Source organism: Streptomyces sp. NPDC002176 (assembly GCF_044903645.1).
Lineage (GTDB): Bacteria > Actinomycetota > Actinomycetes > Streptomycetales > Streptomycetaceae > Streptomyces.
In genome coordinates this window covers 121,848-146,334 of the sequence record NZ_JBJDQW010000002.1, presented here as the reverse complement: position 1 = coordinate 146,334, position 24,487 = coordinate 121,848, and the positions used below count along the sequence as shown (strand labels likewise).

The following is a 24,487-nucleotide window of genomic DNA, read 5'->3' as shown; positions in this document are numbered from 1 at the left end:
GCCGGACGCGGCCGGTTCACGTATGCCCCCGCCCGCCTGTCGCTACGGCCACCCCGGCGCCGGTTGCGCCACGATAACGACCGGTGTGCCCGGCAGCGGGCAGTTCATGGACGCGTAACACGCCAGGTGCCTTCGTCACCCCCGCGAAACAGTCAGGGGCCCCGGTCGAAACCACGCTGCGTCAGTCTCTGGCGCATAACCGGCCCACCCCTCACTTGACCGGACCGCCCAGGCACCGCCCGCACGGGGCCGTACAACCGATGAGGAGACGCCGATGGCAGCAGCCATCACGCTTGCCGCGGAGGCACCCAAACTGTCCTCCGCGAACACAGGCTTCATGCTGATCTGTTCCGCCCTGGTGCTGCTCATGACGCCGGGTCTGGCCTTCTTCTACGGAGGCATGGTCCGCGTCAAGAGCACCCTCAACATGCTGATGATGAGCTTCATCAGCATCGGCATCGTCACCCTCCTCTGGGTGCTCTACGGCTTCTCCCTGGCCTTCGGCTCGGGGTCCGCCTTCATCGGATGGAACGCCGACTGGCTCGGACTGAGCGACATCGGGCTGACGGAACTCTGGCCGGACTACACCATCCCGGTGTTCGTCTTCATGGTCTTCCAGATGATGTTCGCCATCATCACCCCCGCCCTGATCAGCGGAGCCCTCGCCGACCGGGTCAAGTTCTCGGCCTGGGCCCTGTTCGTCGCCCTGTGGGCCACGGTCGTCTACATCCCGGTCGCCCACTGGGTCTGGGCCTCCGACGGCTGGGCCTACAAACTCGGCGTGATCGACTTCGCGGGCGGCACCGCCGTCCACATCAACGCCGGTGCCGCCGCCCTCGGCGTCATCCTGGTCATCGGCAAGCGCGTCGGCTTCAAGAAGGACCCGATGCGCCCGCACAGCCTCCCGCTGGTCATGCTCGGCGCCGGACTGCTGTGGTTCGGCTGGTTCGGCTTCAACGCCGGTTCCTGGCTGGGCAACGACGACGGCGTGGGCGCCCTGATGTTCGTCAACACCCAGGTCGCCACCGCCGCCGCCATGCTCGCCTGGCTCGCCTACGAGAAGATCCGCCACGGCGCCTGCACCACCCTCGGCGCCGCCTCCGGCGCCGTCGCCGGACTCGTCGCCATCACCCCGTCCGGCGGCGCCGTCTCCCCGCTCGGCGCGATCGCCGTCGGCGCCATCGCCGGTGTCGCCTGCGCCGCCGCCGTCGGCCTGAAGTTCAGGTTCGGCTACGACGACTCCCTCGACGTCGTCGGCGTCCACATGGTCGGCGGCATCGTCGGCTCCCTGCTCATCGGCTTCTTCGCCACCGGCAAGGGCCAGTCCGACGCGGCCGGCGTCTTCTACGGCGACCACACCTTCGACCAGCTCTGGAAGCAGTGCGCAGGCGTCTTCGCCGTCCTCGCCTACTCCCTGCTGGCCTCCGCCGTCCTCGCCTTCCTCCTCGACAAGACCATCGGCATGCGGGTCCCCGAGGAAGAAGAGGTCTCCGGCATCGACCAGTCCCAGCACGCCGAGACCGCGTACGACTTCAGCGGCACCGGCGGCGGGGTCGTCGGCAGCACCACGGCCCAGGCAGCGGCCGCCACGAAGACCAAGAAGGTGGACGCATGAGGCTCATCACGGCGGTCGTCAAGCCGCACCGGCTCGACGAGATCAAGGAAGCCCTCCAGGCGTTCGGCGTCCACGGCCTCACCGTCACCGAGGCCAGCGGCTACGGCCGCCAGCGCGGGCACACCGAGGTCTACCGTGGCGCCGAGTACACCGTCGACCTCGTCCCCAAGATCCGCATCGAGGTGCTGGCCGAGGACGAGGACGCCGAACAGCTGATCGACGTCATCGTGAAGGCCGCCCGCACCGGCAAGATCGGGGACGGCAAGGTCTGGTCCCTGCCGGTCGAGACCGCTGTCCGTGTCCGCACCGGCGAACGCGGCCCGGACGCGCTCTGACACGAGGAAAAGACAGGAGTCGCTGGGTGACGCGCACGGACGACCGTAAAGAGACCGACGACACGGGACCCAGCGGCTACGCGGCGGCCCGGCTGCACCTCCTCAACGAGGGGGCGCGGTCCGGGCCGCCGCGCCGTACCGCCCTCGCCGGACTCACCGACGACTGGCTGACCGGCCTCTTCACCGCCGCCGCCCCCGCCGGCCCCTCCTTCAAGGGCGTCTCCCTGATCGCCGTCGGCGGCTACGGACGCGGCGAACTCTCCCCCCGCAGCGACCTCGACCTGCTGCTCCTCCACGACGGCAGCGACCCCGCCGCCGTCGCCACCCTCGCCGACCGGCTCTGGTACCCCGTCTGGGACCTCGGCATCAGCCTCGACCACTCCGTACGCACCCCCGCCGAAGCCCGCAAAACCGCCGGGGAGGACCTCAAGGTCCAGCTCGGCCTGCTCGACGCCCGCCACCTCGCCGGAGACCTCGGCCTCACCGCAGGACTGCGCACCGCGATCCTCGCCGACTGGCGCAACCAGGCCCCCAAACGCCTCCCCGAACTCCAGGAACTCTGCGCCGAACGCGCCGAACGCCACGGCGAACTCCGCTTCCTCCTCGAACCCGACCTCAAGGAAGCCCGAGGCGGACTCCGCGACGCCACCGCACTACGAGCCGTCGCCGCCTCCTGGCTCGCCGACGCACCCCGCGAGGGCCTCGCCGACGCCCGCCGCCGCCTCCTCGACGCCCGCGACGCCCTCCACCTCGTCACCGGCCGCGCCACCGACCGCCTCGCCCTCCAGGAACAGGACCAGGTCGCCGCCGAACTCGGCCTCCTCGACGCCGACACCCTGCTCCGCCAGGTCTACGAGTCCGCCCGCGTGATCTCGTACGCCGGAGACGTCACCTGGCGCGAGGTCGGCCGCGTGTTGCGGGCGCGTGCTGTACGACCCCGGCTGCGCGCCATGCTCGGCGGGGGGAAGCCGGTCACCGAGCGCACCCCGCTCGCCGAAGGCGTCGTCGAGCAGGACGGGGAGGCCGTCCTCGCCCGCACCGCACGGCCCGAACGCGACCCCGTCCTCCCCCTGCGCGCCGCGGCCGCCGCCGCACAGGCCGCCCTCCCGCTCTCCCCGCACGCCGTACGGCGCATGGCCGCCACCGCACGCCCCCTGCCCACCCCCTGGCCCGCCGAGGCCCGCGAACAGCTCATCACCCTGCTCGGCTCCGGCCGTCCCACCGTCGACGTATGGGAGGCACTGGAGGCCGAGGGCCTGATCAGCCGCCTGCTCCCGGACTGGGAACGCGTCCGCTGCCGCCCCCAGCGCAACGCCGTCCACCTCTGGACCGTCGACCGGCACCTCATCGAGACCGCCGTCCGCGCCTCCGCCCTCACCCGCCGCGTCAGCCGCCCCGACCTCCTCCTCGTCGCCGCCCTCCTGCACGACATCGGCAAGGGCTGGCCCGGCGACCACTCGGTGGCCGGTGAGATCATCGCCCGCGACGTCGCCGCCCGCCTCGGCTTCGACCGCACCGACGTCACCGTCCTCTCCACCCTCGTCCGGCACCACCTGCTGCTCGTCGAGACCGCCACCCGCCGCGACCTCGACGACCCCGCCACCGTCCGCGCCGTCGCCGACGCCGTCGGCAGCCAGAGCACCCTGGAACTCCTGCACGCCCTCACCGAGGCCGACGCCCTCGCCACCGGCCCCGCCGCCTGGTCCACCTGGCGCGGCTCCCTCGTCACCGACCTCGTCCGCCGCGTGGCCGCCCTGCTCGCCGGTGAGCACCCCGACACCGAGCCCGAGACCGCCGCGCCCACCGCCGAACAGGAACGCCTCGCCATCGAGGCCCACCGCACCGGCGGCCCCGTCCTCACCCTGCGCGCCCAGGCCGAACCCGCCCCACCGGAAGAGTCTGAGGAGACCGGCGAGCCGCTCGGCGTCGAGCTGGTCATCGCCGTACCCGACCAGCCCGGCGTCCTGCCCGCCCTCGCCGGAGTCCTCGCCCTGCACCGGCTCACCGTCCGTACCGGCGGACTGCGCACCCTCCGCCTGCCCGACGATGTGGACGACGACGGCTCCGTCCTGCTGCTCGACTGGCGCGTCGCCGCCGAGTACGGCTCCCTCCCGCAGGCCACCCGCCTCCGCGCCGACCTCGTCCGCGCCCTCGACGGCACCCTGGACATCACCAGCCGCCTCGCCGAACGCGACGCCGCCTACCCCCGCCGCCGCGGCCGCACCGCCCCACCCCCACGCGTCACCGTCGCCCCAGCCGCCTCCCGCCACGCCACGGTCATCGAGGTCCGCGCCCAGGACGCCCCCGGCCTGCTGTTCCGCATCGGCTCGGCGCTGGAGAAGACCGGGTTGCGGGTACGGAGTGCCCACGCGTCGACGCTGGGCTCCAATGCTGTGGATGCCTTCTACGTCACGACCGGCGCCGGGCTCCCTGTGCCGACTGAAGAGGCCACCTCCATGGCGAAGGCGCTGGAGGAAGCATTGCGCGCGTGACCTTCGGGGGATGGGGTCGTTGCACGGCTGTGGTCCCCGCAGCGGCGGGGGTGATCCGGCGTCCACCGCCTTCGCACCCAGTGTGCTCACGTAGTCCCCGCAGACGCGGGGTTTTCCGTCCCTCGCCGGTCTCCGCACCGGCGAGGGGCGATTCGCTTGCGGAGCCCGATACTCTGGAGGGCGATCCACCATGCCCCCTACCTGAGGACCGACGAGCGCCGTGTTCGATACCCTCTCCGACCGCTTGGCGACTACCTTCAAGACCCTGCGGGGCAAAGGTCGGCTCACCGAAGCGGATGTCGACGCCACGGCCCGCGAGATCCGCATCGCGCTCCTCGAAGCGGACGTGGCTCTGCCTGTCGTCCGGTCGTTCATCAAGAACGTCAAGGAGCGCGCGCTCGGCGCCGAGGTCTCGCGGGCCCTGAACCCGGCCCAGCAGGTCCTCAAGATCGTCAACGAGGAGCTCGTGACGATCCTCGGCGGCGAGACCCGCCGACTGCGCTTCGCCAAGCAGCCGCCGACCGTGATCATGCTGGCCGGTCTCCAGGGTGCCGGTAAGACCACGCTCGCGGGCAAGCTCGGCCGCTGGCTGAAGGAGCAGGGCCACTCCCCGCTGCTCGTCGCCTGTGACCTCCAGCGCCCCAACGCCGTCAACCAGCTCAGCGTCGTCGCCGAGCGCGCCGGTGTCGCGGTGTACGCGCCCGAGCCGGGCAACGGCGTGGGCGACCCGGTCAAGGTCGCCAAGGACTCCATCGAGTTCGCCAAGGCCAAGGTCCACGACATCGTGATCGTGGACACCGCAGGCCGCCTGGGCATCGACCAGGAGATGATGGCGCAGGCCGCGGACATCCGCGACGCCGTCTCCCCGGACGAGATCCTCTTCGTCGTCGACGCCATGATCGGCCAGGACGCGGTCAACACCGCCGAGGCGTTCCGCGACGGCGTCGGCTTCGACGGCGTGGTGCTCTCCAAGCTCGACGGTGACGCCCGTGGTGGTGCCGCCCTGTCGATCCGGCAGATCACCGGCAAGCCGATCATGTTCGCGTCCAACGGCGAGAAGCTGGACGAGTTCGACGCGTTCCACCCCGACCGGATGGCCTCCCGCATTCTCGACATGGGTGACCTGCTCACCCTGATCGAGCAGGCGGAGAAGACGTTCAGTCAGGAAGAGGCCGAGAAGATGGCCTCGAAGCTGGCGTCGAAGAAGGGCCAGGACTTCACCCTGGACGACTTCCTGTCCCAGATGGAGCAGGTCAGGAAGATGGGCAGCATCAGCAAGCTGCTCGGCATGCTCCCGGGCATGGGCCAGATCAAGGACCAGATCAACAACATCGACGAGCGGGACGTGGACCGCACGGCCGCCATCATCAAGTCGATGACCCCGGCCGAGCGCACCGACCCGAACATCATCAACGGCTCCCGCCGCGCCCGTATCGCCAAGGGTTCCGGTGTCGAGGTCAGCGCGGTCAAGAGCCTGGTGGAGCGGTTCTTCGAGGCGCGGAAGATGATGTCCCGCATGGCCCAGGGCGGCGGGATGCCGGGCATGCCGGGGATGCCGGGCATGGGCGGCGGCCCCGGCCGCACCAAGAAGCAGCCGAAGAAGGCCAAGGGCAAGCAGCGTTCGGGCAACCCGATGAAGCGCCAGCAGCAGGAGCTGGAGGAGGCCCAGCGCCGCGAGGCCGCCGCCAAGGGCGGCAACGCGCTCGGTCTGCCCCAGCAGGGCAGCCAGGACTTCGAACTCCCCGACGAGTTCAAGAAGTTCATGGGCTGAGCAGTCCCGTACGTGCCGAGGGCGCCCCTTCTCGATGAGGGGGCGCCCTCGCGCGTCTACGGCACGCGGGCGATCAGGTAGCGGAAGACGTTCGGCATCCAGACCGTCCCGTCCGGGCGCCGGTAGGGGTGCAGGGACTCGGTCAGTTCCTTGCCGACCTGCTTGCGGTCCGTCGCCGCGATCGCCGCGTCGAACAGCCCGGTCGACACCAGGCCGCGCACCGCGCTGTCGGTGTCGGCGTAGCCGAACGGGCAGGCCACCCGGCCGGAGCCGTCCGGCTTGAGCCCGGCGCGCAGCGCGACCTCCTCCAGGTCGTCGCGCCGGGCCGGACGCCAGCCGTGCCGCGGCTCGGCGAGCTTGGCGGCCACCCGCAGCACGGTGGAGGTGGCGCACCGTTCCGGCGGGCCCCATCCGGCCAGCACCACGGCGGCCCCGCGCGCGGCCAGCGGCAGCGCGGCGGCGAGGGTGTCCCCGAGGCCGTCGGAGTCGTCGAGGGCGCCGACCGTCTCGTAGGCGGTCACGAGGGTGTACGAGGGTGTGTCGTCGTCGGCCGCGTCCGCGGGGGAGTCCGTCTGGACCAGCCGGGCGTCCAGGGGGCCGTCCGGGTCCAGGCGTTCGCGGGCGAGGGCGAGGTGTTCGGGGCGGGAGTCGACGCCGGTGACGGTCGCGCCCTTGGCGGCCGCCAGCAGCAGGGCGAGCCCGGAGCCGCAGCCGAGGCCCAGCAGTCGGGTGCCCGGTCCCACTTCGAGGCGCTCGTGGACGGTCTCGTGGAGCGGGAGAAGCATCCGCTCCTGGATCTCCGACCAGTCGCGCGCGCGTTTGCGGGGGTTCACGCGGGGTGGTGCGGAACCCGCGTGGGCCAGGTGCTCCCGCACGAGCGTAGGTGTCATAGGTAGCGCCCCAATCCGCCGGCTGTCCGTCGCTGTGCCCGGTGTGTGGCCCCCGTGTGCCGTGCGTGCGCACTTTCCACGTATGCCAGGTAACTCCCGGCTCGCCGAGTCGTCCAGTGGTCGTGGGGCCCGGCTTGCCACCGGATGGCGCGTGTGGCTCGAATTCACGCCCCCGCAATCCGGAGCGCACCACCGGGTGCGAGGGCGCTCGGGCGCACCCGGTAACGTGCGGCTGCGGCGGTGTCAGTAGCCCCGGGGGCGCCGGGAACCGTACGTGTGGCTACGCACCGGCTTGGGAGGAGCTGTGAGGCTTCTCCGTGAAACGGCGGACCCGCCCTCGTCAGGACGCATCGGCGACAACTGACGGGTAGGTGCAAAATATTTGAGATGCCCCGGAATAGGAACACAGCGGCACCCCCGCTCGTTGTCATTACGTGAGCACGACACAGACACCACCTGTTCTCGCCGCGGAGCTGGCGCAGGCGTGGGCCGATATTCAGCGGTACCACCCCGAGCTGCCCGACCTCGCCGCACCGGAATCCCTGATCGGGGAGTCGTCGTCCGCGTGCGGGCACGAACTCTCCTTCGAGCGGCTGCTGCACGAGGCGGTGCACGGCATCGCCGCGTCCCGAGGGGTGCGCGACACCTCCCGGGCGGGCCGCTACCACAACCGCCGTTTCCTCGCCGTCGCCGAGGAGTTGGGCCTGGACCACCCCGAGGAGCCGCATCCGAGCAGCGGTTTCTCACTGGTCACGCTCAACCCCGAGGCCAAGCGGCGCTACCGTCCGACCATCGACCGCCTGCAGCGCGCGCTGAAGGCGCACACGGTGGCCACCTCCGCCGACACCTCGCGCACCTTCCGGGGTCCGGCCGCGCGGCACGGCTCCTCCGGGGGCGGTGTCCGGGTGAAGGCGGTCTGCGACTGCGGCCGCAACGTCCGGGTGGTCCCCTCGGTCCTGGCGCAGGCGCCGATCATGTGCGGCGGCTGCGGCAAGCCGTTCCGTATCCCGGAGGCGGTGGCCGCGGCGAGCTGACCACGCGGCTGCTCGTGGCAGCCGTACTCAGCTCTCCTTCACCCTGCGGGCGGCCGTGCCGCAGGGGTAGCGCCGAGTGCTCCACAGGCATGCGCAAGATCGCCGACCCCGTCCCGGACGGCCCCGCGGGGTGTGGCACAATGGCAAGCTGTACTCGACAGTCGCACAGGACCCCTCTCTCCTCCGGCTGACGCGTCCATCGGGCACTCGGGTACCGCAACCCCACGCGGCAACTCCGCCGTGCCCAACACACGTCAAAACCAGGAGAACTCACTCCCGTGGCAGTCAAGATCAAGCTGAAGCGTCTGGGCAAGATCCGTTCGCCTCACTACCGCATCGTCGTCGCCGACTCCCGTACCCGCCGTGACGGCCGGGCCATCGAGGAGATCGGCAAGTACCACCCGACCTACAACCCGTCGGTCATCGAGGTGGACGCCGACCGCGCCGCCTACTGGCTGAGCGTCGGCGCGCAGCCGACCGAGCCGGTGCTCGCCATTCTGAAGAAGACCGGCGACTGGCAGAAGTTCAAGGGCGAGCCGGCCCCCGCGCCGCTGCTCGTGGCCGCGCCGAAGCCGGAGCGTCCGTCGTTCGAGGCCCTGGGCTCCGCCGACGACAACAAGGGTGAGGCCATCACCCAGAAGAAGAAGGCTGAGAAGAAGGACGAGGCGGCCGCTGAGTCCGCCGAGTCGACCGAGGCCTGAGCAGCATGCTCGAAGAGGCGCTTGAGCACCTCGTGAAGGGCATCGTCGACAACCCCGACGATGTGCAGGTCGCCTCGCGTGACCTGCGCCGCGGGCGCGTGCTGGAGGTTCGGGTGCACCCCGAGGACCTCGGTAAGGTGATCGGTCGTAACGGCCGCACCGCGCGTGCTCTGCGTACCGTCGTGGGCGCCATCGGCGGCTGCGGTGTCCGTGTCGACCTCGTCGACGTGGACCACGTCCGCTGACGCTTCATAGCAACCGGCTCGGGCCGGGGAGGGCCACTGGGCCGTCCCCGGCCCGTAGTCGTATGACAGGAGATCTGTACTCGTGCAGCTGGTAGTCGCACGGATCGGCCGTGCCCATGGCATCAAGGGCGAGGTCACCGTAGAGGTGCGTACCGACGAGCCGGAGTCGCGGCTCGCGCCGGGCGCCGTCCTGGCCACCGACCCGGCGTCCGTCGGGCCGCTCACCATCGCCACCGGCCGCGTGCACAGCGGCCGTCTCCTCCTGCGCTTCGAGGGCTTCGGCGACCGTACGGCCGCCGAGACGCTGCGCAACACGCTGCTGATCGCCGACGTCGACCCGGAGGAGATGCCGGACGACGAGGACGAGTACTACGACCATCAGCTGATCGACCTCGACGTGGTCACCGCGGACGGCACGGAGGTCGGCCGGATCACCGAGATCTCCCACCTGCCCTCCCAGGACCTCTTCATCGTGGAGCGCCCGGACGGCAGCGAGGTGCTGATCCCGTTCGTGGAGGAGATCGTCAGCGAGATCGACCTGGCCGAGCAGAAGGCGGTCATCACCCCGCCGCCCGGCCTGATCGACGACCGCGCCGAGATCGCCTCGGCCCGCGACGCGGAGCAGGACGAGGCTTCGGCCGAGGACGACGACGCATGAGGCTCGACGTCGTCACGATCTTCCCGGAGTACCTGGAACCGCTGAACGTCTCCCTCGTCGGCAAGGCCCGCGCACGCGGCCGGCTCGACGTGAACGTCCACGACCTGCGCTCCTGGACCTACGACCGGCACAACACGGTCGACGACACCCCCTACGGCGGCGGCCCCGGCATGGTCATGAAGACCGGGCCCTGGGGTGACGCCCTGGACACGGTCCTGGCCGACGGCTACGAGTCGGGCGCGCACAGCCCCGCCCTGATCGTGCCGACCCCCAGCGGCCGCCCCTTCACCCAGGAACTCGCCGTCGAGCTGTCGGAGCGCCCCTGGCTGATCTTCACCCCGGCGCGTTACGAGGGCATCGACCGCCGGGTCATGGACGAGTACGCGACCCGGATGCCGGTCTACGAGGTGTCCATCGGGGACTACGTCCTCGCGGGCGGCGAGGCGGCCGTGCTGGTCGTCACCGAGGCCGTGGCCCGGCTGCTGCCCGGCGTCCTCGGCAACGCCGAGTCCCACCAGGACGACTCCTTCGCCCCCGGCGCCATGGCCAACCTCCTGGAAGGCCCCATCTACACCAAGCCGCCCGAGTGGCGCGGCCGCGAGATCCCGGACGTGCTGCTCAGCGGCCACCACGGGAAGATCGCGCGCTGGCGGCGGGACGAGGCGATGCGCCGGACCACCGCCAACCGGCCCGACCTGATCGAGCGCTGCGACCCCGCGACCCTCGACAAGAAGGACCGGGAGATGCTCTCCATCCTGGGCTGGGCCCCGGACCCGGAGGGACACTCGTTCGGGCGATTTTGGCGCAGGACCGACGGCGTGGAATAATAGGTCGCTGTTGTGCGTCCGTCCGGCGTGCGCCCCTGCCGCAGGGGGACACGACGCCCGTTCCGACCCGCACGGCAGACCTCTTCGAACATCTAGTTCCGTTGATGACCTGTGGCATCAGCGAAGAAAGCAGACGAAATGTCTCACCTGCTCGACACCGTCGACTCCGCGTCGCTGCGCACCGACATCCCGGCCTTCCGCCCGGGTGACACCGTCAACGTGCACGTCCGCGTCATCGAGGGCAACCGCTCGCGTGTGCAGCAGTTCAAGGGCGTCGTGATCCGCCGCCAGGGTTCGGGCGTCCGCGAGACCTTCTCGGTCCGCAAGGTCTCGTTCTCCGTCGGCGTCGAGCGCACCTTCCCGGTGCACACCCCGATCGTCGAGAAGATCGAGCTCGTCACCCGTGGTGACGTGCGCCGCGCCAAGCTGTACTACCTCCGTGAGCTGCGCGGCAAGGCCGCGAAGATCAAGGAGAAGCGCGACAACTGAGCGCCTTCCCGGAGTCATGGCGGGGCCGGATAGCATCTGGCCCCGATGGACACCGAAGCTCAGCCGACGGAACGCGACCGCTCCCGCCCACCCGGAATTCCGGGTGCGCGGGACCGGTCGCGTTTCGCGTTGGTGGACCGGCTCGCCGAGTGGCTGCCGGGCGGCCGGTTCACCCTGCTCCTCCTCACCTGCCTGGCCTTCCTGCTCGTCCTGAGCACGTTCGTGGTGCGGCCGTTCGAGATCCCGAGCGGTTCCATGGAGGGCGGATTGAGGATCGGGGACCGCGTTCTCGTAAACAAGTTGGCGTACCGTTTCGGTGCCCGGCCGGACCGCGGTGACGTGGTGGTGTTCGACGGGACCGAGTACTTCGGGCACGCGGACTACGTCAAGCGCGTTGTAGGGGTGGGAGGCGACCATGTGGTCTGCTGCGACAGGGAGGGGAGGATCGAGGTGAACGGCCGCCCGGTCGACGAGACGGCGTTCCTCTATCCGGGGAACAGCGCGTCCGACGTGCCCTTCGACGTGGTGGTGCCCGAGGGCCGTCTCTTCCTGCTCGGCGATCACCGCGCCCGCTCCAGCGACTCCCGTGACCATCTCGGCTCGCCCGGTGGCGGCATGGTCCCGGTGACCGACGTGGTGGGCCGCGCCGACTGGATCGTCTGGCCGTACGGCCACTGGACGCGCATCGAGCGCCCCGGCGCCTACGCGCACGTACCTGCCGCGGAGGCCGCGCATGGGTAACCGGGCCAGGCCGCGCGGGGTGTCCGGCGCGGCCGCCGAGAATCTGCTGCCCACCGGCGCCCGCCGGACCGGCAGGCCGAGCCCCGGCCGGTCGCGCGCGGAGCGGCGCAAGCTGCAGCGCAGGGTGAAGCGCAAGCGCAGACGGTCGGCGGTGCGGGAGATCCCGCTGCTGCTCGGGGTCGCCGTGCTGATCGCGCTGGTGCTGAAGACCTTCCTGGTGCAGGCGTTCGTGATCCCGTCCGGCTCGATGGAGCAGACGATCCGGATCGGGGACCGGGTGCTGGTCGACAAGTTCACCCCCTGGTTCGGCTCCCGCCCGGCCCGCGGTGACGTGGTCGTCTTCCACGATCCGGGCGGCTGGCTGACCGGCGAGGAGACGCCGAAGAAGAACGACCCCGTGGGCGTCAAGCAGGTGAAGGAGGGGCTGACCTTCATCGGCCTGCTCCCCTCCGACAACGAGAAGGACCTGATCAAGCGGGTCATCGGGGTCGGCGGCGACCATGTGAAGTGCTGCGACGCCGAGGGCCGGGTCACGGTCAACGGCGCCCCGCTCACCGAGGGCGCCTACATCTACCCCGGCAACGCCCCCTCCGCGAGCTCCTTCGACATCACGGTGCCCAAGGGCCGCCTGTGGGTGATGGGCGATCACCGCGGCAACTCCGCCGACTCCCGCTATCACCAGGACACGTACGGCGGGACGGTCTCCGAGGAGTCGGTCGTCGGCCGGGCGATGTTCATCGGCTGGCCCTTCGCGCACTGGACGCGCCTGGAGGAACCTAAAACCTTCGCAAGCGTCACCGACGCGGCCGCCGGGGCGGCTGCGGTCCCCGCGCCGTCGCATAGGGTTGCCTCCGACGACCCGAACGGACTGACCCAGCTCCCGACCCCTGCGGAACTCCCGCTCGTTATGGGAGTGGTGGGCCTGCACCGTGTATGGGGCAGGCGGCGGCACAGAGTAAGGAGTTGGCGTGGGGGATGTGGCGGTTGGCGCACGGTCGGGGCACGACGGCGAGGAGCACCGCGGGCACCCCGTGGGGTCCGACGCCTCGGCCCCGGACGGCGCCGTGAACTCCGGGAACGGCTTCGCGGCGGCCGGTGACGGCACCCCGCCCGGCCGCCCCCCGCGGACCGACGAGGACGGCGGCGGCAGCGGCGACGCGGCCCGCAGGCCGGCGAAGCAGCGTTCCTTCTGGAAGGAACTGCCGATCCTGGTCGGTATCGCGCTGGTACTGGCCCTGCTGATCAAGACCTTCCTGGTGCAGGCGTTCTCGATCCCCTCCGACTCGATGCAGAACACCCTCCAGCAGGGTGACCGCGTCCTGGTGGACAAGCTCACCCCCTGGTTCGGCTCCAAGCCCGAGCGCGGCGAGGTCGTCGTCTTCCACGACCCGGCCCAGTGGCTGGCGGGCGAGCCCACGCCGGAGCAGAACGCCATCCAGAAGGGCCTCAGCTGGATCGGTCTGATGCCGTCCGCCGAGGAGAAGGACCTGATCAAGCGTGTGATCGGGGTCGGCGGCGACACAGTCGAGTGCGAGGGCGCGGGCCCGCTGAAGGTCAACGGCAAGGCGCTGAACGAGCCGTACGTCTACCCCGGCAACACGCCGTGCAGCGTGGACGACCAGGGCGGCCAGTTCAAGGTCAAGGTGCCCAAGGGCTACATCTGGGTGATGGGCGACCACCGCCAGAACTCGCGGGACTCCCGGTACAACCAGACCGACGAGAACCACGGCATGGTGCCGGTCAAGGACGTCGTCGGCCGGGCGATCGTGAAGGCGTGGCCCGTCAACCGCTGGGGCACCCTGCCGATCCCGGACACCTTCGACCAGCCGGGCCTGGACAAGCAGAACTCCGCCGCCGCTTCGCTGCCGTACGCGCCTGGTGCGGCCGCCGTCGCGGGTGTGCTGCCGATCGCCGTGTGGCGCCGCCGCAAGGCCGCCCGCCCCGCCGCCGAGGCCGCGCGCGAGGGGTGAGCCCGGCGCACTTCGGTGCGCCCCACGGACATCCCCGAGGACACGCCCGAGGGCGGTGTTTCCCGGAGACCCGGTGAAGAACCGGTCACCGGGGGACACCGCCCTCGCGGCTTTCCGGCCCGGTGTGCTACCAAGAGCGGATCGAGCGTGGCAGGCCGGGCGAGCCCGGCGGAGGGGACCGGGAGACGACATGGGAAGTGCCGCAGGCGAGGGGTCCAAGGGGGGCCTCGGCGGAGTGCTGTCGGGCGTGGCGGTGGCCGTGGGCCTGTTGCTCTTCCTGGCCGGTTTCGGCTGGGCGGCGGTGACCTACCGTCCGTACACCGTGCCCACCAGCTCGATGGCCCCGACCATCGACGCCGGGGACCGGGTGCTGGCCCAGCGGGTCGACGGCGCGGAGGTGCGCCGGGGTGACGTGGTGGTGTTCAGCGACAAGACCTGGGTGACCGGCTCCGACGTGGTCAAGCGGGTCGTCGCGGTCGGCGGGGACACCGTCGCCTGCTGCACCGACGGCAAGCTCACCGTCAACGGCAAGCCGGTCGACGAGCCCTACCTGCCCAAGGGCGCCCCGGCCGAGGTCCAGGGCTTTCCGACGGTGACCGTGCCGAAGGGGAGGCTCTTCCTGCTCGGTGACGAACGCCAGGGCTCGCTGGACTCCACCGCCCATCTGAGCGATGCCGCCGGGGGCACGGTGAGCCGGAGCGCGGTGGCCGCCCGGGTGGACTCCGTGGTCTGGCCGATGCGGGGCATGCTCGCCCGGCCGACCGGGTTCGAGGCGATGGGCACGCTGTCCCGGCCGGGTCCGCTGCCCTTCATCGAGGCGATGATCGTCGCCGGTGCCGTGCTGGTGCTGGGCGGTGCCGCCTACGGCCCGATCGCGGCGCGCGTGGGCCGGTCCCGCGCCCGGACCGGCGCGGAGCCCGTCCATGTCGGCTGACGCCCCGGACACCTACGCGGGCGGGCTGCGCAAGGTCGCCCGCGTGGTGCTGCTGGACCCCGAGGACCGCGTCCTGCTGCTGCACGGGCATGAGCCGGACGATCCGGCCGACGACTGGTGGTTCACCCCCGGCGGCGGTGTGGAGGGCGTCGAGACCCGCGAGCAGGCCGCGCTCAGGGAACTGGTCGAGGAGACCGGGATCACCGAGGTCGAGCTGGGTCCGGTGCTGTGGCGCCGCCGGTGCTCCTTCCCGTTCGCCGGGCGCCGCTGGGACCAGGACGAGTGGTACTACCTGGCGCGTACGACGCAGACGGCGACGGCCGCCCTGGGGCTGACCGAGCTGGAGCGGCGCAGTGTGTCGGGAGCGCGCTGGTGGACGTGCCGGGAACTCGAGCGGGCGCATGAGACGGTGTACCCGACCAGACTCGCCGGGCTGCTGCGCACGCTGCTCGACGAGGGTCCCCCGGCCACACCCGTGACCCTGGACACGGAAATCGTCTGAGGGTTCGCCGGACTGGCGCACAATGGGGGGATCGCACGGCTGAAGGGGAACATGCCATGAGCGCCGAGGACCTCGAGAAGTACGAGACCGAGATGGAGCTGAAGCTCTACCGGGAGTACCGAGACGTCGTCGGTCTGTTCAAATACGTGATCGAGACGGAACGGCGCTTCTACCTCACCAATGACTACGAGATGCAGGTGCACTCGGTTCAGGGCGAGGTGTTCTTCGAGGTGACGATGGCTGACGCCTGGGTGTGGGACATGTACCGCCCGGCGCGGTTCGTCAAGCAGGTTCGGGTGTTGACGTTCAAGGACGTGAACATCGAGGAGTTGAACAAGAGCGATCTGGAGTTGCCGAGCGGCTGAGTTCACCCGCACGGGTGGCGGAGTTTTCCACAAGCTCGGCTCCGTCCACCAAGATCCACATCTTTCGGCGTGCCCCGTCACGGTGGGTGCCGGAGGTGGTGCCGACATGGACAAGGCACGTGGTGGACTGGGCAGGTACGGCGAGGATCTGGCCGCGCGGCGGCTGACCGAGGCCGGGATGAGCATCCTGGAGCGCAACTGGCGCTGTGGGCGCTCCGGAGAGATCGACATCGTGGCGCGGGACGGCGCCACGCTGGTCGTCTGCGAGGTGAAGACCCGCAGCGGCGGCGGCTTCCAGCACCCGATGGCCGCCGTCACGCCCGAGAAGGCACGACGGCTCCTGGATCTGGCCGAGCGATGGGTCCACGCGCATGGCGGGGCACCGCCGGGCGGGGTCCGGGTCGATCTGGTCGGGGTGCTGCTGCCCCGGCGCGGGGCGCCCACCGTGGAGCATGCGCGGGGGGTGGCCTGAATGGGATTCGCCCGCACCTGCTCGGTGGCCCTGGTCGGAGTCGAGGGGGTCCTCGTCGAGGTCCAGGCCGACCTGGAGCCCGGAGTGGCCGCCTTCACCCTGGTGGGGCTGCCGGACAAGAGCCTGACGGAGAGCCGGGACCGGGTCCGGGCCGCCGTGGTGAACTCCGGCGGCGAGTGGCCGCAGAAGAAACTCACCGTGGGACTGAGCCCGGCCTCGGTGCCCAAGGCCGGCTCCGGCTTCGATCTCGCTGTCGCCAGTGCCGTGCTCGGTGCCGCCGAGCGCATCGATCCCAGGGTGCTCGCCGACATCGTCATGATCGGTGAACTCGGTCTCGACGGCCGGGTCCGGCCGGTCCGGGGCATCCTGCCCGCGGTACTGGCCGCCGCCGACGCCGGGTACACCCAGGTGGTCGTCCCGGAGTGCGCCGCGGCCGAGGCCGCGCTCGTGCCCGGGGTGTCCGTGCTCGGTGTGCGCAGTCTGCGCCAGCTGATCGCCGTCCTCGCCGACGAACCGGTGCCCGACGAGGAGCCGGACGTCCCGGGGCGCCCCGATCCGCTCCTCGCCGGTCTCCGGATGCCCGGCACGGGCTCGGCCACCGGTATGCACAGCGCCGGAGCCGCCCAGCACGACCAGGGCCACGACCTGGCCGACGTGGTGGGCCAGACCTCGGCGCGCACCGCCGTGGAGGTGGCCGCGGCAGGCGGTCACCATCTCTTCCTGGAGGGGCCGCCGGGCGCGGGCAAGACGATGCTCGCCGAACGGCTCCCCGCCGTACTGCCTCCGCTCACCCGGCAGGACTCGCTCGAGGTCACGGCCGTGCACTCGGTGGCCGGACTGCTCCCACCGGGCAAACCGCTCATCGACGTGGCGCCCTACTGCGCCCCGCATCACTCGGCCACCATGCAGTCGCTGGTCGGCGGCGGCCCCGGCATCGCCCGGCCCGGCGCCGTCTCCCTGGCCCACAAAGGAATCCTGTTTCTCGACGAGGCGCCCGAGTTCCACATCAGGACGCTGGACGCCCTGCGGCAGCCGCTGGAGTCCGGGCACGTGGTGATCGCGCGGAGCGCGGGCGTGGTGCGGTTCCCGGCGCGGTTCCTGATGGTCCTCGCGGCCAACCCCTGCCCCTGCGGGCGGTTCTCCCAGCGCGACTCCCTGTGCGACTGCCCGCCCTCGGCGATCCGCCGCTACCAGTCCCGTCTTTCCGGCCCGCTGCTGGACCGGGTGGATCTGCGGGTCGAGGTCGACCCGGTGACCCGGGCCCAGCTGACCGACCCCGGTGCGCGCGGCGAGTCCACCGCGACCGTCGCCGACCGGGTGCGCGAGGCCCGGCAGCGGGCGGCGGCCCGGCTGGCCGGGACCCCGTGGGGCACCAACAGCGAGGTGCCGGGCAGGGAGCTGCGCAGCCGCTTCCACGCCGTCGCGGGCGCGATGGACGACGCCGAACGCAATCTGGAGCGGGGCGTGCTCACCGCGCGCGGCATCGACCGGGTGCTGCGGGTGGCGTGGACCGTCGCCGACCTGCTCGGACACGACCGCCCGGACGCCAACGACGTGGCCCTCGCCCTGCAGCTGCGCACCGGCGTCCCCCGAGGCGTCCCCATGGCCATCGGAGCCCTGGCGTGACGGCGGACCGTGCGGAGGAGGAGCGGACCGGGCGGGTGTTCCTCACCCGCGTGATCGAACCCGGCGACGACATCGGCGGACGGTGGCTGCGGCTGTTCGGGGTGCCGGAGGTGGTGCGGCGGCTGCGGGAGGGCGGCGACCCTCTGCCGGGGGTGAGCGGCACCCGCTGGCGGGGGCTGCTGGCGCGAGCGGCGCGCGCCGAGCCGGAGGCGGACCTGGCGGCCGCGCGGGAGGCCGGGGCACGGTTCGTGTGTCCGGGGGAAGCCGAGTGGCCCGCCCAGCTGGACGACCTGGGCGACGGCCGCCCGGTGGGCCTCTGGGTGCGCGGGCGGCCCGGACTGCGGATGTGGGCGCTGCGCTCGGTGGCCGTCGTGGGCGCCCGCGCCTGCACCGAGTACGGCGCCCATGTGGCGGCCACCCTCGCCGCCGGGCTCGCCGAGCGGGGCTGGGTGGTCGTCTCCGGCGGGGCGTACGGGGTCGACGGCGCCGCCCACCGGGGTGCCCTCGCGGCGGAGGGTGCCACCGTCGCCGTGCTGGCCTGCGGGGTCGACCGGCCCTACCCGCGCGGGCACACCGCGCTGATCGACCGGATCGCCCAACAGGGTCTGGTGATCGGGGAGTTGCCGCCGGGGGACCATCCGACACCGAACCGGTTCGTCGTACGCAACCGGGTGATCGCCGCGCTCACGCGGGGCACAGTCGTCGTGGAGGCCGCGTGCCGTAGCGGTTCCCTGGTCACGGCCCGCGCCGCCCAGCGGCTCGGCAGACACACCATGGGGGTACCCGGCCCCGTCACCAGCGCGCTCTCCGCCGGGGTGCACGAGCTGCTGCGCGGGGAGGCGGTCCTCGTCAGCGACGCGGCGGACGTCGTGGAACTCGTGGGGGAGATCGGCGAGCTGGCCCCGTCCCGGCACGGCCCGGTGCTCCCGCGCGATCTGCTCGACCCCGAGGCGGCGGCCGTCCTCGCCGCCCTGCCCGCCGCCCGCGCGGCCCGCCCTGCGGAGATCGCCCGTGAGGCGTGCACCACTCGCGAGGAGGCGGTCGCCCGGCTGTACGAGCTTCGAGCGCTTGGCTATGTCGAACGACACGACGACGGCTGGAAGTTGACACGCCAGGCGCTCCGCCCGGTCCGGAAAGACCCGCACCCGCCCTGACCGAGGGTGTTCGGCCGTCCGGGGGAATCCCCTACGCCCTTGGGATTCACCGGAGTTGACGCCCATCGGTGGTCACGCTGAGCGAACCGGGTGACGCGGGGGAGCGGCCTCGTACAGGGGTGCGCGCACGGGTGGTGCCCCACTGTTCGCACACCGCGACTCCTCAGTCACGCTACGCTCACGAAAGCTCCGGTGCGGACGGGCAGGCCCGATCCCGCACGGACCCGCGCGGCCCCCCGCGCCCGCACCCCACCGAAGACCCGGCGTCCAGCCCCTACCCCGCTTCCCCCACCTACGGCACGGCAGTTCACGGCACTTCACGGCAGAACGGCACTAGGCGACGAATGCCCCAGCACACCTCCGGCTCCGACCGGGCGGCGGCCCCCCCAGCCGCCCGCGACGGCGGCAGCGTGCGGCCGCCCGCTCCCTCGACGCTCGACGAGCTGTGGCGGTCGTACAAGGCGACGGGGGACGAACGCCTCCGGGAGCAGCTGATCCTGCACTACTCGCCGCTGGTCAAGTACGTGGCGGGCCGGGTCAGCGTCGGGCTGCCGCCCAACGTGGAGCAGGCCGACTTCGTCTCCTCCGGGGTGTTCGGACTCATCGACGCGATCGAGAAGTTCGACATCGACCGCGAGATCAAGTTCGAGACCTACGCGATCACCCGCATCCGCGGCGCCATGATCGACGAGCTGCGGGCGCTGGACTGGATTCCCCGCTCGGTCCGGCAGAAGGCGCGCAACTACGAGCGGGCCTACGCCGCACTGGAGGCGAAGCTGCGGCGCACCCCGAGCGAGCAGGAGGTCGCCGCCGAGCTGGGTGTGGAGGTCGAGGAGCTGCACGCCGTCTTCAGCCAGCTGTCCCTCGCCAACGTCGTCGCGCTGGAGGAGCTGCTGCACGTCGGCGGCGAAGGCGGGAACCGGCTCAGCCTCATGGACACCCTGGAGGACACCGCCGCCGACAACCCGGTCGAGGTGGCCGAGGACCGGGAGCTGCGCCGCTTCCTGGCGCGGGCCATCAACACGCTGCCCGACCGCGAGAAGACCGTGGTCACGCTCTACTACTACGAGGGCCTCACCCTCGCCGAGATCGGCAACGTCCTCGGTGTCACCGAGAGCCGGGTCAGCCAGATCCACACCAAGTCGGTGCTCCAGCTGAGAGCCAAGCTGGCGAGCTTCGGACGCTGACCTCCTGCCGCGTTTCGCGGCCGGTCCGTAAAGTGGAGGGCGTGCCAAGGATTCGAGCGGCCTCCGTGGCCGAGCACCGGTCGATGCAGCGAGCCGCCCTGCTGGACGCGGCCCGGACCCTGCTGTCCGAGGGCGGGACGGAGGCGCTGACCTTCCCCGCGCTGGCGGAGCGCACCGGTCTTGCCAGGTCGTCGGTGTACGAGTACTTCCGGTCGCGGGCAGCCGTGGTCGAGGAGCTGTGCGAGGTCGACTTCCCCGTCTGGGCGGCGGAGGTCGAGACCGCGATGGGCGACGAGCCCACAGCCGAGGGCAAGGTCGAGGCGTATGTGCGCCGCCAGCTGGCCCTGGTGGGGGACCGTCGGCATCGGGCCGTCGTGGCGATCTCCGCGAGCGAACTGGACGCCGGGGCGCGGGAGAAGATCCGGGCCGCGCACGGCGGGCTGGTGGCGATGATCGTCGAGGCGCTGGCCGACCTCGGGCACGAGGAGCCCCGGCTCGCCGCGATGCTGCTCCAGGGCGTCGTGGACGCGGCCGTGCGCCGGATCGAACTCGGCGCGGCCGAGCATCCCGACGCGATCACCGAGGCGGCGGTCGCCATGGTCCTGCGGGGCGTCCGGGGCTAGCCCGGCGGCACCGGGACTCCCAGTACCGGAAGCAGCCGGGACGGGCCGTGCCCGAGCAGCCACGGTGGCAGCAGGTCCAGGGGATTCAGATAGGTCTCCCCGTCCAGCAGCCCCCAGTGCACACACGCGTCCAGGCAGTGCGACCCGGTGCCCTCCACCCTCCCCACCACCTCCCCGGCCCGGACTTCCGCGCCCTGCTTCACCTCGGCCCGCACCGGCTCGTATGTCGTCCGTAACGACGTGCCCGCCAGGGCCACCGCGACCACGCCCCGGCCCGCGACCCGCCCCGCGAACGACACCCGGCCCGCCGCCACCGCCCGCACCGGGGCGCCCGGCGTCGCCGCCAGGTCCACGCCCCGGTGCCCGGCGGCGTACACGGTGGCGGGTGGCTCCCAGCCCCGCAGCACCGCCGGACGCGACCCCACCGGCCAGACGCGGGCCAGCGCGGGCACCCGCTCACCAGGCGGTCTCTCCGGGGGCGCCGGGTCGGCCCAGGCCAGGGGCGCCAGCACGGCACAGGTCAACAGCAGGGGCAGGACTGTCCAGTTCAGTAGGTATCGCACCAGTCGTCGCATGCGAGAAGTCTTTCGCTCGCCGCCGGAACCCGCCGGGACCTGTGGACAACCAGCCGGTTGTGGACAGCGGCGTCACCCGGCGCCCTGGCGGTCACGTACACTTCTTCTGGCGATCCGGGTCACCGGGTCGACTTCGCACGCCCCGGTACGAAGCCCGTCACAGGGCTCGTACAAGCGCCCCTCGGTCCTTCGCGGCACGGCGCACCGCGGGCGTCAGGCGCGACCGCCGTCCGGCGGACGCGGCACAACCGAGAAACTCAAGGAGATGGCCATGGCCGTCGTCACGATGCGGGAGCTGCTGGAGAGCGGCGTCCACTTCGGTCACCAGACCCGTCGCTGGAACCCGAAGATGAAGCGCTTCATCTTCACCGAGCGCAACGGCATCTACATCATCGACCTGCTCCAGTCGCTGTCGTACATCGACCGCGCCTACGAGTTCGTCAAGGAGACCGTCGCCCACGGCGGCACGGTCATGTTCGTCGGCACGAAGAAGCAGGCGCAGGAGGCCATCGCCGAGCAGGCCACCCGCGTCGGCATGCCCTACGTCAACCAGCGCTGGCTGGGCGGCATGCTCACCAACTTCTCGACTGTCTACAAGCGTCTGCAGCGCCTCAAGGAGCTCGAGCAGATCGACTTCGAGGACGTCGCCGCCTCCGGTCTGACCAAGAAGGAGCTGCTGGTCCTCTCCCGCGAGAAGGCCAAGCTCGAGAAGACCCTCGGTGGTATCCGCGAGATGTCCAAGGTGCCCAGCGCCGTCTGGATCGTGGACACCAAGAAGGAGCACATCGCGGTCGGCGAGGCCCGGAAGCTCAACATCCCGGTCGTCGCCATCCTCGACACCAACTGCGACCCCGACGAGGTCGACTACAAGATCCCGGGCAACGACGACGCGATCCGCTCCGTCACCCTGCTCACCCGCGTGATCGCCGACGCCGTCGCCGAGGGCCTCATCTCCCGCTCGCGCGTCGCCACCGGTGACAAGGGCGAGAAGGCCGCGGCCGAGCCGCTGGCCGAGTGGGAGCGCGACCTGCTCGAGGGCGAGAAGAAGGCCGACGAGGCCGCCGAGGCCGTCGAGATCGCCGCCGAGTCGCCGGCCCCCGACGCCCCGGTCTCCGAGGCCGTCGAAGAGGCTGCCGCCGAGGTCGAGGCCGAGGCCCCCAAGGCCGAGCAGGCCTGACACCGGAGCTGACGGTGGGGGCGGCATGAACCCCGCCCCCGCCCGTCACCCGCAGGCCGACATGACGCCCGCGACCGGCCACCAGCCGATCGCGGGCCCGTGCGGATCTCCGTCCTTCCAAGACTTCCAGAAAGACTCACTGACTCATGGCGAACTACACCGCCGCCGACGTCAAGAAGCTCCGTGAGCTCACCGGCGCCGGCATGATGGACTGCAAGAAGGCGCTGGACGAGGCCGAGGGCAACGTCGACAAGGCCGTCGAGGCGCTGCGCATCAAGGGCCAGAAGGGCGTCGCCAAGCGCGAGGGCCGCTCCGCCGAGAACGGCGCCGTGGTCTCCATCATCGCCGACGACAACTCCGAGGGTGTCCTCGTCGAGCTGAAGTGCGAGACGGACTTCGTCGCCAAGGGTGACAAGTTCCAGGCCGTGGCCAAGGCCATCGCCGAGCACGTCGCCAAGACCTCCCCGGCCGACATCGAGGCGCTCCTCGCCTCCGAGATCGAGCCCGGCAAGACCGTCCAGGCGTTCGTGGACGAGGCCAACGCCAACCTCGGCGAGAAGATCGTCCTGGACCGCTTCGCGCAGTTCACCGACGGCTACGTCTCCGCGTACATGCACCGCACGATGCCCGACCTGCCCCCGCAGATCGGTGTCCTCGTCGAGCTGGACAAGCCCAACGCCGAGGTCGCCAAGGGCATCGCCCAGCACATCGCCGCGTTCGCGCCGAAGTACCTCTCCAAGGAGGACGTGCCGGCCGACGTCGTCGAGTCCGAGCGTCGCATCGCCGAGGAGACCACCCGCGCCGAGGGCAAGCCCGAGGCCGCGATCGCCAAGATCGTCGAGGGTCGCCTCAACGGCTTCTTCAAGGACGCCACGGTGCTCGGCCAGCCGTACGCCCTGGACAACAAGAAGTCCGTCCAGAAGGTTCTGGACGAGGCCGGTGTCACCCTGACGCGCTTCTCGCGCATCAAGGTCGGCATCTGAGTCCGTACCGCGATCGACGCGCGACCCCGATAGGGTCGACAGCAGTCGTCCGCGCGGACCGCCATCCGTGAGCCAGGCGGCGGACGGCAGCAGATCTGACGAGGAGGCCATTGCCGCGCATGGGAGCGAGAACCGACCCCACCGGCAATGGCCTTCTTCGTATGTGCGACACGTGAAAGAGGCGGGATCCCCATGACCACCAAGGCCCAGAAGAGCGACGACGGCAAACTGCACGGCCGGTTTCTGCTGAAGCTGTCCGGAGAGGCGTTCTCCGGCGGCGGTGGCCTCGGCGTCGACCCCGACGTGGTGCACAAGATCGCCCGTGAGATCGCCGCCGTCGTGCGTGACGGCGCCGAGATCGCGGTCGTGATCGGCGGCGGCAACTTCTTCCGCGGCGCCGAGCTCCAGCAGCGCGGCATGGACCGCGCCCGCTCCGACTACATGGGCATGCTCGGCACCGTGATGAACTGCCTCGCCCTCCAGGACTTCCTGGAGAAGGAGGGCATCGACAGCCGCGTGCAGACCGCCATCACCATGGGCCAGGTCGCCGAGCCGTACATCCCGCTGCGTGCCGTGCGCCACCTGGAGAAGGGCCGCGTGGTCATCTTCGGCGCGGGCATGGGCATGCCGTACTTCTCCACCGACACCACCGCCGCCCAGCGCGCCCTGGAGATCGACGCCGAGGCGCTGCTCATGGGCAAGAACGGCGTGGACGGGGTCTACGACGCCGACCCCAAGACCAACCCGGACGCCGTCAAGTTCGACGCGCTCGGCTATGCCGAGGTCATCACCCGCGACCTCAAGGTCGCCGACGCCACCGCCGTCACCCTGTGCCGGGACAACAGCCTGCCGATCGTCGTGTTCGAGCTGCTGGCGGAGGGCAATATCGCGCGGGCCGTCAAGGGTGAGAAGATCGGCACGCTCGTGGGTGACCAGAGCAGCCGGGACTGACCGGCGACCCCGTCTTATGGGCGCGACCCCGTCCGGAGCATGGACGGGACGCGCCCCGGCCGGGGGATGGACAATGTCCTGCCGGTCGGGAACCGTGCAGGAAGCAGACGCGACGCAGCCGGCCGCCGCCCGATCGGGGATCGCAGCCGGGCCTCACTCAAGACACGCAG

26 protein-coding genes are annotated in these 24,487 nt (G+C 71.3%); 24 read left to right on the top strand and 2 right to left on the bottom strand.

The genetic code is table 11. The annotated features are described in order from the left end of the window. The first annotated feature begins 274 nt into the window (after window positions 1-274). The 4 genes from ACI2LY_RS08900 (at window position 275) to ffh (ending at window position 6,213) form a co-directional block, all read left to right on the top strand. Window positions 275-1,615, top strand: a complete 1,341-nt coding sequence (locus ACI2LY_RS08900; RefSeq protein WP_404706601.1) for an ammonium transporter — start codon at window positions 275-277, stop codon at window positions 1,613-1,615. After that, entirely contained in the window at window positions 1,612-1,950 is a 339-nt protein-coding gene (locus ACI2LY_RS08895) for a P-II family nitrogen regulator (RefSeq protein ID WP_031181810.1), read from the top strand. The genes ACI2LY_RS08900 and ACI2LY_RS08895 overlap by 4 nt, the downstream gene beginning before the upstream one ends. 26 nt (window positions 1,951-1,976) lie before the next feature. Beyond that, entirely contained in the window at window positions 1,977-4,442 is a 2,466-nt protein-coding gene (locus ACI2LY_RS08890; RefSeq protein ID WP_404706600.1) for a [protein-PII] uridylyltransferase, read from the top strand. Between the two features lie 220 nt (window positions 4,443-4,662). Beyond that, window positions 4,663-6,213 carry a signal recognition particle protein gene (gene ffh, locus ACI2LY_RS08885; protein WP_404706599.1) on the top strand — a complete coding sequence of 517 codons (1,551 nt, stop codon included), beginning with the start codon at window positions 4,663-4,665 and terminating at the stop codon, window positions 6,211-6,213. A 56-nt stretch (window positions 6,214-6,269) separates the two neighbouring features. Here ffh and ACI2LY_RS08880 read toward each other — a convergent pair whose 3' ends face one another. Beyond that, the gene (locus tag ACI2LY_RS08880; protein ID WP_404706598.1) at window positions 6,270-7,103 is read right to left on the bottom strand and encodes a methyltransferase domain-containing protein; all 834 of its coding nucleotides are present in this window, start codon (window positions 7,101-7,103) and stop codon (window positions 6,270-6,272) included. A gap of 434 nt (window positions 7,104-7,537) precedes the next feature. On the opposite strand from ACI2LY_RS08880, the gene ACI2LY_RS08875 reads away from it, so the two are divergent. The 17 genes from ACI2LY_RS08875 to ACI2LY_RS08795 all read left to right on the top strand — a co-directional run bounded on the left by ACI2LY_RS08875 (window position 7,538) and on the right by ACI2LY_RS08795 (window position 20,631). Continuing rightward, window positions 7,538-8,137 carry a hypothetical protein gene (locus tag ACI2LY_RS08875; RefSeq protein WP_030808564.1) on the top strand — a complete coding sequence of 200 codons (600 nt, stop codon included), beginning with the start codon at window positions 7,538-7,540 and terminating at the stop codon, window positions 8,135-8,137. Window positions 8,138-8,415: 278 nt separating this feature from the next. Further along, complete coding sequence (rpsP, locus tag ACI2LY_RS08870) at window positions 8,416-8,838, top strand: 30S ribosomal protein S16 (protein WP_161147810.1); 423 nt, start codon at window positions 8,416-8,418, stop codon at window positions 8,836-8,838. A 5-nt stretch (window positions 8,839-8,843) separates the two neighbouring features. Then, the gene (locus ACI2LY_RS08865) at window positions 8,844-9,083 is read left to right on the top strand and encodes an RNA-binding protein (protein ID WP_404706597.1); all 240 of its coding nucleotides are present in this window, start codon (window positions 8,844-8,846) and stop codon (window positions 9,081-9,083) included. Between the two features lie 82 nt (window positions 9,084-9,165). Further along, a complete protein-coding gene (gene rimM, locus ACI2LY_RS08860) occupies window positions 9,166-9,741 on the top strand; it encodes a ribosome maturation factor RimM (RefSeq protein WP_404706596.1) in 576 nt (191 codons plus the stop codon). After that, window positions 9,738-10,568 (top strand): tRNA (guanosine(37)-N1)-methyltransferase TrmD, encoded by an 831-nt coding sequence (gene trmD, locus ACI2LY_RS08855; protein ID WP_404706595.1) that lies wholly within the window; start codon window positions 9,738-9,740, stop codon window positions 10,566-10,568. Before rimM ends, trmD begins: the two co-directional genes overlap by 4 nt. Before the next feature lie 138 nt (window positions 10,569-10,706). Next, complete coding sequence (gene rplS / locus ACI2LY_RS08850) at window positions 10,707-11,057, top strand: 50S ribosomal protein L19 (protein WP_384366787.1); 351 nt, start codon at window positions 10,707-10,709, stop codon at window positions 11,055-11,057. A gap of 45 nt (window positions 11,058-11,102) precedes the next feature. After that, window positions 11,103-11,798 (top strand): signal peptidase I, encoded by a 696-nt coding sequence (gene lepB / locus ACI2LY_RS08845; RefSeq protein ID WP_404706594.1) that lies wholly within the window; start codon window positions 11,103-11,105, stop codon window positions 11,796-11,798. Then, window positions 11,791-12,897: a signal peptidase I gene (gene lepB, locus ACI2LY_RS08840; RefSeq protein WP_404706593.1), complete on the top strand. Its 1,107-nt coding sequence runs from the start codon at window positions 11,791-11,793 to the stop codon at window positions 12,895-12,897. The genes lepB (ACI2LY_RS08845) and lepB (ACI2LY_RS08840) overlap by 8 nt, the downstream gene beginning before the upstream one ends. After that, window positions 12,863-13,768 (top strand): signal peptidase I, encoded by a 906-nt coding sequence (gene lepB, locus ACI2LY_RS08835; protein ID WP_404706592.1) that lies wholly within the window; start codon window positions 12,863-12,865, stop codon window positions 13,766-13,768. Before lepB (ACI2LY_RS08840) ends, lepB (ACI2LY_RS08835) begins: the two co-directional genes overlap by 35 nt. Before the next feature lie 190 nt (window positions 13,769-13,958). Beyond that, entirely contained in the window at window positions 13,959-14,702 is a 744-nt protein-coding gene (gene lepB / locus ACI2LY_RS08830) for a signal peptidase I (RefSeq protein WP_404706591.1), read from the top strand. Beyond that, window positions 14,692-15,204, top strand: a complete 513-nt coding sequence (locus ACI2LY_RS08825) for an NUDIX hydrolase (RefSeq protein WP_404706590.1) — start codon at window positions 14,692-14,694, stop codon at window positions 15,202-15,204. Before lepB (ACI2LY_RS08830) ends, ACI2LY_RS08825 begins: the two co-directional genes overlap by 11 nt. Before the next feature lie 56 nt (window positions 15,205-15,260). Then, on the top strand, window positions 15,261-15,569 hold the full coding sequence (locus ACI2LY_RS08820; protein WP_018544766.1) for a DUF2469 domain-containing protein: 309 nt from the start codon (window positions 15,261-15,263) through the stop codon (window positions 15,567-15,569). A 106-nt stretch (window positions 15,570-15,675) separates the two neighbouring features. Then, window positions 15,676-16,041: a YraN family protein gene (locus tag ACI2LY_RS08815; RefSeq protein ID WP_404706589.1), complete on the top strand. Its 366-nt coding sequence runs from the start codon at window positions 15,676-15,678 to the stop codon at window positions 16,039-16,041. Beyond that, window positions 16,042-17,667, top strand: coding sequence for a YifB family Mg chelatase-like AAA ATPase (locus ACI2LY_RS08810; protein ID WP_404706588.1), 1,626 nt, complete (start codon window positions 16,042-16,044; stop codon window positions 17,665-17,667). It begins immediately after the preceding gene. Beyond that, window positions 17,664-18,821, top strand: a complete 1,158-nt coding sequence (gene dprA / locus ACI2LY_RS08805) for a DNA-processing protein DprA (protein ID WP_404706587.1) — start codon at window positions 17,664-17,666, stop codon at window positions 18,819-18,821. Before ACI2LY_RS08810 ends, dprA begins: the two co-directional genes overlap by 4 nt. Before the next feature lie 344 nt (window positions 18,822-19,165). Continuing rightward, complete coding sequence (gene whiG, locus ACI2LY_RS08800) at window positions 19,166-20,008, top strand: RNA polymerase sigma factor WhiG (RefSeq protein ID WP_404706586.1); 843 nt, start codon at window positions 19,166-19,168, stop codon at window positions 20,006-20,008. Window positions 20,009-20,073: 65 nt separating this feature from the next. Continuing rightward, the gene (locus tag ACI2LY_RS08795; protein WP_404707290.1) at window positions 20,074-20,631 is read left to right on the top strand and encodes a TetR/AcrR family transcriptional regulator; all 558 of its coding nucleotides are present in this window, start codon (window positions 20,074-20,076) and stop codon (window positions 20,629-20,631) included. Here ACI2LY_RS08795 and ACI2LY_RS08790 read toward each other — a convergent pair. Then, the gene (locus ACI2LY_RS08790) at window positions 20,628-21,206 is read right to left on the bottom strand and encodes a peptidoglycan DD-metalloendopeptidase family protein (protein WP_404706585.1); all 579 of its coding nucleotides are present in this window, start codon (window positions 21,204-21,206) and stop codon (window positions 20,628-20,630) included. The genes ACI2LY_RS08795 and ACI2LY_RS08790 overlap by 4 nt on opposite strands. Window positions 21,207-21,477: 271 nt before the next feature. On the opposite strand from ACI2LY_RS08790, the gene rpsB reads away from it, so the two are divergent. From rpsB to pyrH, 3 genes are all read left to right on the top strand, one after another. Then, window positions 21,478-22,383 carry a 30S ribosomal protein S2 gene (gene rpsB, locus ACI2LY_RS08785; RefSeq protein WP_393912866.1) on the top strand — a complete coding sequence of 302 codons (906 nt, stop codon included), beginning with the start codon at window positions 21,478-21,480 and terminating at the stop codon, window positions 22,381-22,383. Window positions 22,384-22,529: 146 nt separating this feature from the next. Further along, complete coding sequence (tsf, locus tag ACI2LY_RS08780; protein WP_388994811.1) at window positions 22,530-23,366, top strand: translation elongation factor Ts; 837 nt, start codon at window positions 22,530-22,532, stop codon at window positions 23,364-23,366. Between the two features lie 192 nt (window positions 23,367-23,558). Further along, entirely contained in the window at window positions 23,559-24,317 is a 759-nt protein-coding gene (gene pyrH, locus ACI2LY_RS08775) for a UMP kinase (RefSeq protein WP_388994808.1), read from the top strand. Window positions 24,318-24,487: the final 170 nt, after the last annotated feature.

Bases quoted from the DNA above. Each gene is read 5' to 3' on its own strand.
- rpsB (WP_393912866.1), top strand. From the start codon at position 21,478: ATGGCCGTCGTCACGATGCGGGAGCTGCTGGAGAGCGGCGTCCACTTC.
- whiG (WP_404706586.1), top strand. From the start codon at position 19,166: ATGCCCCAGCACACCTCCGGCTCCGACCGGGCGGCGGCCCCCCCAGCC.
- tsf (WP_388994811.1), top strand. From the start codon at position 22,530: ATGGCGAACTACACCGCCGCCGACGTCAAGAAGCTCCGTGAGCTCACC.
- ACI2LY_RS08790 (WP_404706585.1), bottom strand. From the start codon at position 21,206: ATGCGACGACTGGTGCGATACCTACTGAACTGGACAGTCCTGCCCCTG.
- ACI2LY_RS08815 (WP_404706589.1), top strand. From the start codon at position 15,676: ATGGACAAGGCACGTGGTGGACTGGGCAGGTACGGCGAGGATCTGGCC.
- rplS (WP_384366787.1), top strand. From the start codon at position 10,707: ATGTCTCACCTGCTCGACACCGTCGACTCCGCGTCGCTGCGCACCGAC.
- lepB (WP_404706593.1), top strand. From the start codon at position 11,791: ATGGGTAACCGGGCCAGGCCGCGCGGGGTGTCCGGCGCGGCCGCCGAG.
- ACI2LY_RS08825 (WP_404706590.1), top strand. From the start codon at position 14,692: ATGTCGGCTGACGCCCCGGACACCTACGCGGGCGGGCTGCGCAAGGTC.
- pyrH (WP_388994808.1), top strand. From the start codon at position 23,559: ATGACCACCAAGGCCCAGAAGAGCGACGACGGCAAACTGCACGGCCGG.
- trmD (WP_404706595.1), top strand. From the start codon at position 9,738: ATGAGGCTCGACGTCGTCACGATCTTCCCGGAGTACCTGGAACCGCTG.
- ACI2LY_RS08880 (WP_404706598.1), bottom strand. From the start codon at position 7,103: ATGACACCTACGCTCGTGCGGGAGCACCTGGCCCACGCGGGTTCCGCA.
- ACI2LY_RS08820 (WP_018544766.1), top strand. From the start codon at position 15,261: ATGAGCGCCGAGGACCTCGAGAAGTACGAGACCGAGATGGAGCTGAAG.
- lepB (WP_404706594.1), top strand. From the start codon at position 11,103: ATGGACACCGAAGCTCAGCCGACGGAACGCGACCGCTCCCGCCCACCC.
- lepB (WP_404706591.1), top strand. From the start codon at position 13,959: ATGGGAAGTGCCGCAGGCGAGGGGTCCAAGGGGGGCCTCGGCGGAGTG.
- ACI2LY_RS08865 (WP_404706597.1), top strand. From the start codon at position 8,844: ATGCTCGAAGAGGCGCTTGAGCACCTCGTGAAGGGCATCGTCGACAAC.
- ACI2LY_RS08895 (WP_031181810.1), top strand. From the start codon at position 1,612: ATGAGGCTCATCACGGCGGTCGTCAAGCCGCACCGGCTCGACGAGATC.
- ACI2LY_RS08900 (WP_404706601.1), top strand. From the start codon at position 275: ATGGCAGCAGCCATCACGCTTGCCGCGGAGGCACCCAAACTGTCCTCC.
- ACI2LY_RS08810 (WP_404706588.1), top strand. From the start codon at position 16,042: ATGGGATTCGCCCGCACCTGCTCGGTGGCCCTGGTCGGAGTCGAGGGG.